Annotated in this window: 8 protein-coding genes; 2 read left to right on the top strand and 6 right to left on the bottom strand. The window is 49.8% G+C overall.

Annotation, left to right across the window (positions count from 1 at the left end; genetic code table 11):
* Positions 1 to 277: 277 nt before the first annotated feature.
* From NC996_RS25640 to NC996_RS25630, 3 genes are all read right to left on the bottom strand, one after another.
* On the bottom strand, positions 278 to 1,321 hold the full coding sequence (locus NC996_RS25640) for a fatty acid desaturase (RefSeq protein ID WP_190685359.1): 1,044 nt from the start codon (positions 1,319 to 1,321) through the stop codon (positions 278 to 280).
* 203 nt (positions 1,322 to 1,524) lie between these two features.
* Complete coding sequence (locus NC996_RS25635) at positions 1,525 to 1,788, bottom strand: hypothetical protein (protein ID WP_190434831.1); 264 nt, start codon at positions 1,786 to 1,788, stop codon at positions 1,525 to 1,527.
* Positions 1,789 to 2,046: 258 nt separating this feature from the next.
* Complete coding sequence (locus tag NC996_RS25630) at positions 2,047 to 3,003, bottom strand: aldo/keto reductase (protein WP_190685356.1); 957 nt, start codon at positions 3,001 to 3,003, stop codon at positions 2,047 to 2,049.
* A gap of 114 nt (positions 3,004 to 3,117) precedes the next feature.
* Here NC996_RS25630 and NC996_RS25625 point away from each other — a divergent pair, with 114 nt between their 5' ends.
* Both NC996_RS25625 and NC996_RS25620 read left to right on the top strand, forming a co-directional pair.
* A complete protein-coding gene (locus tag NC996_RS25625) occupies positions 3,118 to 4,566 on the top strand; it encodes a BCD family MFS transporter (RefSeq protein ID WP_190685353.1) in 1,449 nt (482 codons plus the stop codon).
* 73 nt (positions 4,567 to 4,639) lie between these two features.
* Positions 4,640 to 5,446, top strand: a complete 807-nt coding sequence (locus NC996_RS25620) for an inositol monophosphatase family protein (protein WP_190685351.1) — start codon at positions 4,640 to 4,642, stop codon at positions 5,444 to 5,446.
* Between the two features lie 230 nt (positions 5,447 to 5,676).
* On the opposite strand, the gene ggt is transcribed toward NC996_RS25620, so the two are convergent.
* The 3 genes from ggt to NC996_RS25605 form a co-directional block, all read right to left on the bottom strand.
* Positions 5,677 to 7,422, bottom strand: coding sequence for a gamma-glutamyltransferase (gene ggt / locus NC996_RS25615; protein ID WP_190685348.1), 1,746 nt, complete (start codon positions 7,420 to 7,422; stop codon positions 5,677 to 5,679).
* Between the two features lie 107 nt (positions 7,423 to 7,529).
* Positions 7,530 to 12,770 carry a PAS domain S-box protein gene (locus tag NC996_RS25610; RefSeq protein ID WP_190685346.1) on the bottom strand — a complete coding sequence of 1,747 codons (5,241 nt, stop codon included), beginning with the start codon at positions 12,768 to 12,770 and terminating at the stop codon, positions 7,530 to 7,532.
* Positions 12,764 to 12,955 (bottom strand): hypothetical protein, encoded by a 192-nt coding sequence (locus NC996_RS25605; protein ID WP_190525418.1) that lies wholly within the window; start codon positions 12,953 to 12,955, stop codon positions 12,764 to 12,766. The genes NC996_RS25610 and NC996_RS25605 overlap by 7 nt, the downstream gene beginning before the upstream one ends.
* Positions 12,956 to 13,004: the final 49 nt, after the last annotated feature.

Here is a 13,004-nt window from a genome sequence, read left to right as displayed (position 1 = left end):
CCCTTGTTTGTGCCATTGCAATAGCAACACTAGCAGATTCACGAGCAAGTAATGGCGAGGACTGAGGCACTGGTGGAGATGAGCTTGGTAGAATGGAGGCAGCATTTTTTGGGGTAGGCTTGTGGTCAAGTAGCAAGCCTATCTTTTTTTGTGCTTAGCGACTCTATCCCTTGCTACACATCTGCTTCAAGCTTCCTGTTACCCCCTGAGGTCTCTATGGTATGGATGAATAAAGTCTCATATATGTAAGGGCGGATTTCAAACCCGCCCCTACTCATCATTGAGCGTGATAGTCCTTAAAAGACTGGTAGTAAGAGTCTTCGGGATTGTACAGGTGACATTCAGCTGTAATCTGCTTCATCAAAGACCAAGAGAAGCGGCATTCACGAATTGAGTCTCCCCAGTTTTGTTGGATACTGCGATGAGCTAGTCGCAAGTTATAGGAGGGAATTGCGGTAGAAATATGGTGGGGAATGTGAACGTTGATGTCGTGGCAGAGAAATTCCACCCAGCGTGGATAATCGCAATGGACGGTTCCAAAGAGTTGCGCTTGAGCTTGATTCCACTGCTCGGCGGGGGTGAAGGGAATTTCCGGCGCTGTGTGGTGAACCAAGGTAAAGGTACTCATCCAGAAGTGGTACACCAGCCAGGGTAGAAGCCAAAATTTGACAAACCCCCAGATGCCGATTGTGGCAATTAATAAGGGGAAAGCTACGCTGGCAAATCCCAACACGACTATCGCCGATAATTTCACCTTCTGGCGGTCTTTGCCTTTAAATTGCCACCAGTTAAAATGCATAACGCCCCAGTGGACAATCGAAGCCACCCACCAAAATCGACCCCGCAGTAAGCGATAGCCCCACTGTCCCAAGCTTCCTAAAGTGTTATAAAACTCTGGTTGAAAGGGTTCCCAAGCATTGTCTTCATTAAGCTTATTGGTGTGGGCATGATGGTAATTGTGCAGAATCCGCCAACTGTGGAAAGGATAAATTAGCGGCAGCATGAATAAATGCCCCACGAGATCGTTCACCCAGCGCCGATTGGCAAAGGAGCGGTGTCCGCAGTCATGACCAATCACAAAAAAACCAGTCAACCCTGTGCCGATAAAAATCCAGAGGGGAGGTAAAAGAAACCAGGGAGCGATCGCTAAACCCCAGTAGCCCAAGCCAACCATTAAAACGTTAATCAGCGCTGTGAGCCAAGCTTTGCGGCGATTCTTGGTAAAAACCTCACGCGGTAGACTCCTCAAAATGTCTCTTAGGTGCAGGCTGTCAGTGGTTGCATCCGAGTTCGGGATCGTTGCTGGGATGGTCGATGTCATGCAGAGATTAAAGTTCTCGTGGTTTTCGTTGAGTGCAGTGCGTTTATACGCGCACAAAAATACTGCCCGATACAGATTTGTGGCAGGCAGTATTTTTGATCGGCGAATGATTTATAACTTCGGGCAAACGAAGCTAGCACCGAAGAGTTGCCGATAGAGTTACAAACAGCATTTCTAGGGATAAAAGCCTCTTCCTACGAACCTTACGGGTTAGCGGTGCTGGGTGTCGCCGCCATCTCGCGATCCGATGCTAACCGCTGCTGTTTGATTGTTTGCAGCTGTTGCAAGAGAATTTCAACTTCCGCCTGCAAATGCAGGAACTTAACTTGCTGGTCGGCTTGATAGACAGCTTTGGTCACAGGCTTCAGATGCTTGTCACCAGTTGGGGCTGTCAAAAGATTGCTCAGCGGCTCGGAATTGCCAACAGAGTCTTGCGGACGGGTCAGTGTAGATGAACGAGTGGACATCAGCTAAACAGATATTTCTGTGTACTCACACCATCCAGTAATTTTAGCCTGAAGTGGTAACTAAGTTAAATTTTATGTGTCGCTTTTCTAATTGGCTAAAAAAATGCTGTGTTCTGTAGAAGTTAGGTCGGTACTGCTACCTTTGTCGCTCTGGCGGACGCAGCCTGCGCCTACGGGTCGAATACGGCTCGCGTCGTTCCTTCACTAATGGACACAATCGAGGCACCGCCTCGATTGCGAACCAAATTTAAAATCGGTTTAATTTCGCCAAGGACGACTCACCTGTTCCAATTGGGCAACTTCCTCGCTGCTCAATTCCCAACCGAGCGCCCCGGCATTCTGCCGCGCCTGTTCGGCTGTCTTTGCGCCTGGAATCGCAATCACATCGTTCTGAGCGATTAACCAATTGAGGGCAACCTGAGCGGGGGTTTTTTGATACTTTTCCCCCAACTGACTCAGCAAGGATGTCACCGGGGAGATTTTCTCTAAGCCGCTGCGGCTGAAGCGAGAGTCAAATCTGCGGGCACCCGTCGGTTCCTGGTACTTCTCAACGGTGTACTTACCAGTGAGTAACCCTTGTGCAAGAGGGCTGTAAGCCAGGATTGTCACCCCCAGTTGACGCGCTGTGTCTAGAATGCCGTTGGTTTCGATTTGTCGCGTTAGCAGAGAATAGCGTACTTGGTTCACCGCTAAAGGCACACCCCTGGCTGCCAGCAGTTGGTGGGCTTCTTTCATTTGTTCGGCTGAGTAATTGCTGACGCCGACTGTCGCAATTCTGCCTCGCTTCACCTCATCGGCTAGAGCATTCATCAGCGTCTCTTGACTCATCAAAAAGGTAAAAGGCCAATGCACCTGATAGAGGGCAACTTGCTCAACCCGCAAGCGTTTTAAACTGTCTGTTAAGGCATCTGAGACCGATTGAGCCGTGAATCGCCAAGGGGCAGGGCCGTATTTAGTAGCAATTTGGGCAGGACATCCAGTTTCTTGCATGAACTTTCCCAAAAGTGACTCTGACTCTCCGAACCCGTAAATCTCAGCAGTGTCAAAAAAGGTAATGCCGGAATTTATCGTGGCTTCAAAGGCTTCTCGTAGTTGGGCTTCCCCGTAATCGCTGCCATAATTCCAAAACAGCTTGTCCCCCCAAGCCCAAGTGCCGATACCGAGTTGGGTGACTGTGGGACCATCGCGTCCTAAAGTAATCGTTTGTAGGCTCAAAATTTCTACTCTTTACAAAACTTTATATTTTTCAGTTTAACGTCGCAGACAGTCGCAGATGAGTATGGTGAAATGAAAACAGCAAAAGATGCTTTCATTTGCTTTTAAAAAAAGATGGCAACAGGTGATATATCAAATTTGCAACCAGAAGACTCGAAACCCCGCGAGTCATTTCCTCCCAAGGTGAATTTATTCACCATGTTCCGACTCGGCTTATTTCAGATGGGATTGGGGATGATGTCCGTTTTGGCGCTGGGCATCCTCAACAGAGTCATGATTGGGGAGTTAGCAATTCCTGCCACAATTGCAGCGGGTGCCTTGGCGATGCACCAGTTTGTTGCCCCAGTGCGAGTGTGGTTTGGGCAAATGTCGGATGCAAAGCCGATATTGGGGTATCACCGCACGGGTTATGTGTGGATAGGTGCAACACTGTTTGCGATCGCATCCTTCCTCGCCGTACAAGTTATGTGGAGGCTGGGCAATGTGGTGCAAGCTGCCGGAGGTTGGTCATGGACAACCCAAACCTCCGGCTGGACTGGTTTGCTGGCACTTGTCTTCGTGTTTTATGGCGTGGCGCTGAGTATGAGTTCGACTCCCTTTGCCGCAATGTTGGTGGATGTTTCCGATGAAGATAATCGTTCTAAACTTGTCGGGATTGTCTGGTCTATGCTGATGGTGGGAATTGTTATCGGGGCAATTCTTGGCAGCAGTTTGCTCAAGCAAGTCGGCACAGACGCACCCCTATCAGCATTGCAAGCCTCGATCGACCGCTTGTTTGTAATTGTACCGGCGACCGTGGTGGGTCTGGCATTGCTGGCGACGGTGGGCGTTGAGAAAAAATATTCGCGCTATACCTCTCGTTCCACTTTAGTCGAGCGAGAAGATAGCATTACCTTGGGTAAGGCATTGCGAGTGTTAACCGCTAACCGGCAAACGGGAATCTTTTTCACGTTTTTGCTGGTAATGACGATTAGTTTGTTTATGCAGGAAGCAGTCTTAGAACCTTATGGGGGCGAAGTTTTCGGAATGCAAGTTTCGGAAACAACCAAGCTGAATGCTTACTGGGGATTGGGAACGCTGATTGGAATTAGCAGCACTGGTTTCTTGATTGTGCCGCGCCTAGGTAAGCAAAAAACAGCTAAGCTAGGCTGTCTGTTAGTAGCCGCTTGTTTCGTGTTGATTATCCTGTCAGGATTTAGCCAAAATCAAAAGTTATTGCAGGGTGCGTTATTCTTGTTTGGTCTTGCCTCTGGTGTCACAACCACCGGCGCGATTAGCTTAATGCTGGATCTGACAGCAGCGGAAACGGCAGGTACGTTTATCGGTGCTTGGGGATTGGCGCAGGCAATGGCACGGGCACTGGCAACCGTGACAGGGGGTGCTGTTTTGGATGTGGGGAAAAAGCTATTTGCAAACCCGGTACTTTCTTATGGATTGGTCTTTGCGCTGCAATCCGTGGGGATGGTGCTAGCGGTTTGGTTCCTCAGTCGAGTAAATGTGTCAGAATTTCGCACAGATGCCAAAAATGCGATCGCAACTGTCCTGGAAGGTGAATTAGACTAACGAATTGCGAATAGATCATCGCTAATGGTGAATTGTATTGCCATTAGCCATCAACCCCGAACCACGAACGCAGATGACAGATTTTTGGGAGAAGGTTCTCAGCTTTGCACAAGAGACGACTGTTAGACTCGGTGAGCAACTGCTGCAAGATTTTGGACAGATCCAGGCAGAACATAAAGCAGATGGGAGTTTGGTAACGCAGGCAGATAAGTGGGCGGATCGAGAAATTCGAGAAGCGATCGCTCGCACATTCCCGACTCACGATGTTTTAAGCGAAGAGGCAGAACATACTTTTTTCGGTTCCGAATGGTGCTGGGTGATCGATCCGGTTGATGGCACCACCAATTTTACGCGGGGAATCCCGATTTGGGGAATTTCAATGGGGTTGCTTTATCAAGGCACTCCGGTATTCGGGTACGTGTATTTTCCCCCCACCAGGCAATCTTTTCACGGCTTTTGGCACGGTGAGGGCGGTGACAATGGTGCTTTTTTAAACGATCGCCCGATTCACACTAGTCCAGATGCTCCGAGTAACAGTCACTTCTTCTGCGTGTGTGCCAGAAGTACCTCTATCTTGCAGAAACCTTTCCCCTGCAAAATCCGGATGCTGGGCGTCACCACCTACAATTTCCTGGCAGTTGCTTCCGGTACCAGCTTGGGCGGGGTTGAATCTACCCCCAAAGTTTGGGATATTGCAGCAGTTTGGGCAATTTTGCAGGCGGCGGGTGGGGTTTGGATACCGCTGAATTCAAAACCTGTGTTTCCTTTGCAAAAAGGAGTGAATTATGGCAGTATTTCTTTCCCCACTTTAGTCGTGAGTCGTCCCGAACTCGTCCCAACTTTTCAACCTTTAGTGCAATTTTTGGGCAATAACAATTGACACTGCCGCTCTTTAAGGAAAGCTTCTTACATCTGGCTGAGGGCGGTTGAAATCAATCCTCTTCCCTCAGCCCTCTTCCCTGACTCCTCTTCCCTGACTCCTCAGCCCTCACTCTTTTTCTCTCAGTCCTCTTCCCTGACTCCTCAGCCCTCAGTCCTCAGTCCTCAGCCCTCTTCCCTGACTCCTCAGCCCTCAGTCCTCAGTCCTCAGCCCTCTTCCCTCACCCCTCTCTAATAACCGCTTGGGGCACCTTCCCCGCGAGGATCGGCAGCCCCTTCTAATAAGCCGTCAGGAGTAACGACGATCGCGTTCGCATTTCCCCAAGGCGATCGCTCTTCGATTTTGTGCCCTCGACGACTCAGTTCTGCAAGCGTGGCGGCGTCCAAACCGTAAGGTTCCACGTTCAGCTTGTCAGGAAGCCATTGATGATGGATGCGGGGGGCAGAAACGGCGGCACCGGCATCCCTGCCGTATTCCAGGACGTTGAGGACAACTTGCATCACGGTAGTAATGATCGTGCTACCCCCAGGCGCACCGACAGCCATCCGCAGCTTGCCATTTTCGGTGACGATCGTTGGGGTCATACTGGAGAGGGGAATTTTGCCGGGAGCGATCGCATTCGCTTCACCGCCCACTAAGCCAAAAACATTGGGGACTCCCGGCGCAGCGGCAAAATCGTCCATCTCGTCATTTAGCAGAATTCCCGTTCCCGGCACCACCACACCCGATCCAAACCCGTAGTTAATCGTAAACGTGAGGCTGACAGTATTGCGCTCCTCATCGACTACCGTTAAATGAGACGTATCTTGCGATTCCTTGGACTTGCCAAAGCCTTGTAGCGTCTGTTGATTCCCTGCCTTTACCTCAGTGGAAGCTCGTGCCCGTTCTAGACTAATTTCCTGGCGTCTTTTGGCGGCGTATGCCGGATCGATCAGAGCGTTAACCGGGACTTTCACAAAAGCGGGATCGCCCAAATGTACGGCTCGATCTGCATAAGCGATCCGCATTGCTTCCACCATCAGATGCAGGGTGTCCGGGTGGTGCCATCCTTTGGATTTTAAATCTGTTTCCCCGATAATATTTAACATTTGCAACAGGTGAACGCCTCCCGACGAAGGCGGCGGCATCGAGCAAATCCGAGCAGCGCGGAAATTGCCGCAGACGGGGGCACGCCAAGTCGTTTTATAAGATTTTAGGTCTTCAAGGGAAATCAAACCCCCATTTTTTGCCATATCGCTCGCGATCGCGCGGGCAATCTCGCCAGTATAGAAGTCTTGAGGATTGAGGGCGATCGCTTGTAAGGTTTTGGCTAAATCTTTTTGTAGCAGCTTCTCTCCCGGTGCAAACAAAGTGCCGTTCGGCGCAAAAATTTGTCGGGCTGCGGGATTATTGAGAATGGCATCCTTGCGGTTTCCCGCAACTTGGGCAAAACGCGAGGTAGGGTTTATCGTAGAGCCTTCGTTGGCAAAACGAATCGCCGGTGCGATCGTTTCTTTCCAGGGAAGTTTGCCATACTGGCGATGGAGTTCATACAGTCCCGCTACCGTTCCGGGCACCGCTACAGACAAATAACCAGTGACACTGGCATTGGGACGCACCTTCCCCGCTGCATCCAGGTACATATCCCGTGTTGCCTTCAGGGGGGCGCGTTCGCGAAAGTCAAGCGCCTTGATTTCGCCAGTTTTCTCCAAGCGTACCAGGGCAAAACCCCCGCCGCCGATCCCAGCCGAAAAAGGCTCGACAACGGAGATGGCAAAAGCAGTTGCCACCGCTGCATCGACGGCATTGCCTCCCTTGCGTAACATACTCAGTCCCGCGTCACTTGCCAGTCGGTGAGCGGAGACAACCATCCCCCGTTTGCTTCGGAGGGGCTGTATAAATGCTGCGGGTGCTTTGTCGCACCAAGACACGGAGACAGAGACAAGAACTGTCACCAGTGCCAGGGAAAAACGCTTAGACCTTAGAGAAATAGGCATTATTGTGGCGCAACAGAGCGATCGCTTTTGCCACTAAAGATATCACTTACCACTCGCGATGATTGTTTTTTTTCTTGAACCAATCCCTTTTCCTGACCCAGCACCATTCAAGATTGGGTGCGTCCGGTGAGGTTAGCGATCGCTGTCGCTAACTCCACGGGGTTGACTGGCTTAGAAATGTGTACCTGGAAACCTGCTTGGAGCGCCTTTGTACGGTCTTCAGCTCTGGCGTAGGCTGTCAGCGCTACAGCCGGAATTGTTCTACCTTGTGTATCCAGCGCCCTGACTTGACGAATCAGGTCGTAGCCATCTTCTCCTGGCATCCCAATATCGCTTACCAAGATATCCGGCTGCAAGCGGTGGAGGGCTTCCAGTGCTTCGCGGGCACTCGTCACAGCGGTGACTTGGGCGTGGTATTGCTCCAAGATGGCAGTTAGCACTTCGCGGGCGTCGGGTTCATCATCCACAATTAGCACTCGCAAGCCATCCAGCGTTACGGCACAGGAAGCGAAGTCGGCGGAGGAAGGAGGAAGGTGAGAATCTAATTCATCTTTCCGGTTTTCTGCTTCCTCCCTCCGGAGCGGTAAATTCACAATAAAGGTTGCGCCTAAGCCAATTCCGGGGCTTTGGGCGCGGACGGTTCCCCCTTGCAATTCTACGAGGTGGCGCACGATCGCAAGTCCGAGTCCGAGTCCGCCATGCGATCGCGTCGTTGTACCATCGGCTTGACGGAAGCGTTCAAATACATAAGGGAGAAAGTCGGCACTAATCCCTTGTCCCGTATCAGTTACTCTCATTTCGGCATAGTTGGAAATCGGGAATGGTTCGTTTCCATTCCCCCTGCCTACAGAAAGTTGTACCTCGATCCGCCCTCCCTTAGGGGTGAACTTGACGGCGTTAGAAAGCAGATTCCAGACGACTTGCTGCAAACGAGCGGAATCGCCCAAAATGAGTCCGACTGAGCGATCGCATCTAGAGTCAATTTGAATGTTTTTCGCTTCTGCTGCGGGTAGCACCGTATCGATAGCCGCCTCAATCACGGGTACAAGTTCGATGGGACGCACATTTAGGCGCAACTTGCCGGTAATAATCCGCGAGACATCTAGAACATCCTCAATCAATTGAGACAGTGACCTGGTATTGCGGTCGATGGTTTCCAGGGCGCGGGTGGCAGTGGCTGGGTCAAATTTCCGGGTACGCAGGAGTTGAGTCCATCCCAGCATGGCGTTGAGAGGCGTTCGCAGTTCGTGGGAAAGGGTCGCTAAAAACTCATCTTTGGTGCGGTTTGCTTCTTGGGCTTCCCGGTAAAGGCGTGCATTCTCAACCGCGACGGAAGCCATCTGTGCCAGTTGGACGAAGATGGCTTCATCTTGTTCGGTGAAGTCACCCTCGTATTTATCCGACAGTTGAATCAAACCGATATTTTTCCCGTTGTGTCCCGTCAGGGGTGCAGCTAGCCAGCCTCGCATCGGTAGATTATCAACAGTTTTGTCAAATTCTTTCCAAGCCGGATGTGCCTCCAGCTCAGCTTGCGTCATCCGCATCGGGCGGTTCCTTTGGCAGACAAGCGAGTAGATGCTCGTCGTCACATCAATTTTTTCAGGGGATTCGCGCCAAGCTGCATATTTGTCCGACACAGAGATGGCGTTGAGAGACTGCGCCCAGTCTTGATTAAAACTTAGTTTGGCGTGTGACTGGTGGGCACCGATGATCGTACGCGCTTGGTCAGCGATCGCTTGCAACCGCTCATCAATCGAGAGTGTAGAGTTGATGGCTAAAGCAGCATCCGCCAAGCCTCGAAGTTGGGTCGCCCGTTGTTGTTCGTTGAGCAAAAGTTGGTTGCGTTCTTGCTCTAACTGCTTGCGATCGCTAATATCGGCAACAATGGACATACAGCTAAGATTTCCCTGAGCGTCACGCACCGGACACGCCCAGACACTGATATCAACCAGTGAACCGTCCTTTTTTCGACGACGTGTTTCTATAGCCGTTAATGTTCCGCCTTGCTCGATAGCATCAAGTTGTGCTATAAACTCGTCTCGTTTATCTTCTAGGATGCTAGGAAGAAAACAGCCGACTACCTCTTGTTCGCTCCAGCCGAAGATCCGCTCATCTGCTGGATTCCACAGTTTTACCGTTCCATCATCAATACTGAGAACTGTAATCCCCAGGGGACAAGCTTGAATCAGGCTGTCAAGAGTTTGGTTCGTTGCTTGCAGCGCTTCCTCAGCTCGCTTCCGTTCGCTGATGTCTTCAACCATGCCCAATCCATAGCAGGGGTTCCCTTCTCGATCGTAAATTGCCGTAGCTGTAAGATTAATCCATAAAATTTCCCCATTTTTCTTGATATAACGTTTTTCTACTTGATAGCGAGTTAGTTCACCTGTGAATAATTGCTCTGTATAGCGCCAATCTTTTTCAACATCTTCGGGGTGGGTAATCTCTGTAAAGGTCAATTGACTGAGTTCTTGCTCTGGGTATCCCAACATCTCACAGTAGGTTTTATTCATTTTGACCAAGCGACCGTTTATGTCAACCACGGAGATGCCAATGGGTGCCTCTTCAAAAAATTTTCGGAATCGTTCTTCGCTTTCTCGAAGTGCTTCCTCGGCTCGGACGCGCTCTGTAATATCTTCGTGTACCAAAACCACTTCGCGAATATTTCCGGTTTCATCTTTGACGGGATAGATGAAAGCCTGCGTCCAGCGTTCTTGCTTGTGGAAATCTCCTAGCTCCGAAACATAGTAGATGATGGGTGGCATGGCTGTCGCCTCGCCAGCAAATGCCTTTTGAATGTATGGCATGATGCCTTTAGCGACTAATTGCTCATCCTGCAACAGGTTGTATTCCGAAAGTTGGTCAAGCGTGATTCCCCAAAGTTTCTCCCAAGCCTGGTTGACCTGAAGAATCCGACCGTCGAGAGCCATAATTTGCGTACTCAACGGGGACTGATCTACCAAAGCTCGGAAGCGAGCTTCTGATATTCGCAATTCCTGCTCAGCGCGTTTGCGTAGCGTAGCGTGCCGCAGGCTTTCGCTTAAGTCAATCGCAAAACCCACTCCGATTTTGTTCGCTCCGCCCAGATAGCCTGTCCCCACTAGGACGGGAACCCTGGTGCCGTCTTTGCGGATGTATTCTTTCTCGAAAGGCGTATGGGTGCCTGTCTGCTGCATCGCCTCCATCGCCTGCACATCTAAATGCCGATATTCTGGCGGCGTCATTTCCGCCCAGTTCGCTTTTCCGGATAGCACTTCCTCCTGTGTATAACCGACGATGTTACAAAAGACATCGTTTGCCTCCAGGATATTGCCAGAAAAGTCCGCAATGATGACCCCGATGATATTTGACTCAATCAAGCGTCTCGCCCGTGCTTCACTTTCTCGCAGAGCCTCTTCAGCTTGCTTGCGCTGGGTGATGTCGCGGGAAATAACCACGATCCCCTTGATGCTTTTATCCTGATTGTGCAGGGGGGCGACGATATATTCGTAGTGTTGCAAGCCGCTAGCACCTAAGAACTCGTTCTCATTTCTGATCGGTTCTCCGGTAGAGATGACTTCTTCTCTGTGAGCATCAAATCGGCTCATAATTTCTTCTGGCAAGCCGATATCTCGCCAAGTTTTGCCTACCAGCTCACTTGGCTGGAATCCCACCACTTGGGCACCGCCAGCGCTTACATATTGGTAGCGGCCTTCACGATCGAAGATGTAAATGTGATCGACAGATGCCGAAAGAATTGCATCCAGTGTACTGGCTTGTTCTTGAAGCTCGTTTGCAAGTTGCCGAGATTTTTCTTCCGCTTGTTTGCGTAGCGTAGCGTGCCGCAGGCTTTCGCTAATGTCCTGTTGAGTTCCCCACGCTCGTACTAAAAAACCATTTTCCACAATTCCTACGAGGTTATTTAAGAAATATTTGGGATTTCCTTCTTTATCCACTTCATAGGATTCTGCATCGCTGAGTCGGTAGCCAGACTGAATAAACTCCCGCAAATATTCAATATTATGTGGCTCGGAGGGAATTAAAAAATCTTCTAATCTTACCCCAATAATTTCTTCTACACTACTAAACCCATACATTTGAGCCATGACCCGATTGCATTCAGCTAAGTATCCATGTTGGTAAAAACGCTGAATCTGCTCATCTTCTGTCACTTCTATGGGAATCGGTTGCTCAAGTTCAAATCGCCAAATTCCTTCTGAACTCCGCTCAATAAAAGCGCGGTAGCGTTCTTCGCTGTTCCGCAACAAGGCTTCAGCTTGCTTGCGCTCAGTAATGTCTCGAATAATACTTAAAACTATTTTTTTATTGCCAATTCCTAAGCTTTGGGCACTCACTTCTACCGGAAAATAACTCCCGTCTTTCCGGTAGTGAATGGTTTCAAACAAAATTCCTTCTTTGTCTGCTTGTTCAATTTGCTGAGCGATTAAATCCCGAGTTTGTGGCGCTCGTAAATCGTTAATATTTAGGGAAATCAACTCTGATTTAGAGTAACCATAAGCCTTAACAGCAGCTTGGTTTGCTTCAATAATTTGACCATCAAGCTGAATATATAAAACAATGTCACGACTGTGTTGAGAAAGAAGTTGATATCGTTTTAATTCTTCCTCAGCGGCTTTGCGCTCGGTGACATCAGTTAACATCGCGATCGCTTTTGGCATCGTTTCGCCTTTCGCATCGCTGACACCGCCTTCATTAAAAATAAGATTCGTCGAGACAATTGCCCAAAGCGTCGAACCGTCTTTGCGGCGGTAACGGAAGTCAAACTGCTCGTTGATACCCTGCTTCCCTCGCTCCAAAGATTGCTCTAACTGAATACGAGCCTCTTCATCCATGAAGTCAAAAATTGGACGACCGAGCATCTCTTCTACACCGTAACCGAACATCTCGGCTAACCGTTGATTGACGTACTCTATTCGCATTTGGGCATCCAATAACCAGATGCCCTCGTTAGCCGTCTCGACGATGCTACGATACCGCTCCTCGCTGGCTCGTACTTTTAATATGTTCTTCTCGGATCGATGCTTGGCAGCTTTTAATTCCGCGCTGAGCCAACTAATAAATAATGCCACCAACCCAAACACCGCCACTCGCAGGATGTCCCCTCCACCAAACAAAACTGAATGGAACGGCGGGATAAAAAAATAAGAAATCGTTAAAGTAGACAAAACAGTAGCTAACAGTCCCGGTTTCGAGCCGCCGTACCAGGAACTCAACATCACGGCAGCAAAAAAAAGTGGGGAAATGTGCGGCTGAATGTGCGGCAATAACCACAGCGTCAGTACCCCAGCGCTAGCAACGGCGAGTACAGCAACACCGTAGCGCCGTAATCGAGGGTTGATTTTTTTTAACATATTCTGTTCTCCTGGCGGGTTCGGCATTTGGAGCGCTTCGCACTAATGCCAACACCGATTCTTGATGTAAAAAATGAAAAACGAATCTCCCGCGCCAGCGCGATCGCGTTGCGCTGACTTGTCAGTTCGCTGGTTCGCACATCTACCCTAATGGCTCCTCGATCCGTATCATAGCCAGATGTCAAGATTTAGCGCCTCTATATTGCAAAATACTGATGATGCCAGTGTTAAACA

Source organism: Trichocoleus sp. ST-U2 (assembly GCF_039961875.1).
Classification (GTDB): domain Bacteria; phylum Cyanobacteriota; class Cyanobacteriia; order Cyanobacteriales; family FACHB-T130; genus FACHB-T130.
This window is presented reverse-complemented; position numbering and strand designations above follow the sequence as displayed.

Excerpts from the sequence above, each read along its gene's own strand:
- NC996_RS25635 (WP_190434831.1), bottom strand. The coding sequence starts at position 1,788 with ATGTCCACTCGTTCATCTACACTGACCCGTCCGCAAGACTCTGTTGGC.
- NC996_RS25640 (WP_190685359.1), bottom strand. The coding sequence starts at position 1,321 with ATGACATCGACCATCCCAGCAACGATCCCGAACTCGGATGCAACCACT.
- NC996_RS25610 (WP_190685346.1), bottom strand. The coding sequence starts at position 12,770 with ATGTTAAAAAAAATCAACCCTCGATTACGGCGCTACGGTGTTGCTGTA.
- NC996_RS25620 (WP_190685351.1), top strand. The coding sequence starts at position 4,640 with ATGACAGATTTTTGGGAGAAGGTTCTCAGCTTTGCACAAGAGACGACT.
- ggt (WP_190685348.1), bottom strand. The coding sequence starts at position 7,422 with ATGCCTATTTCTCTAAGGTCTAAGCGTTTTTCCCTGGCACTGGTGACA.
- NC996_RS25625 (WP_190685353.1), top strand. The coding sequence starts at position 3,118 with ATGGCAACAGGTGATATATCAAATTTGCAACCAGAAGACTCGAAACCC.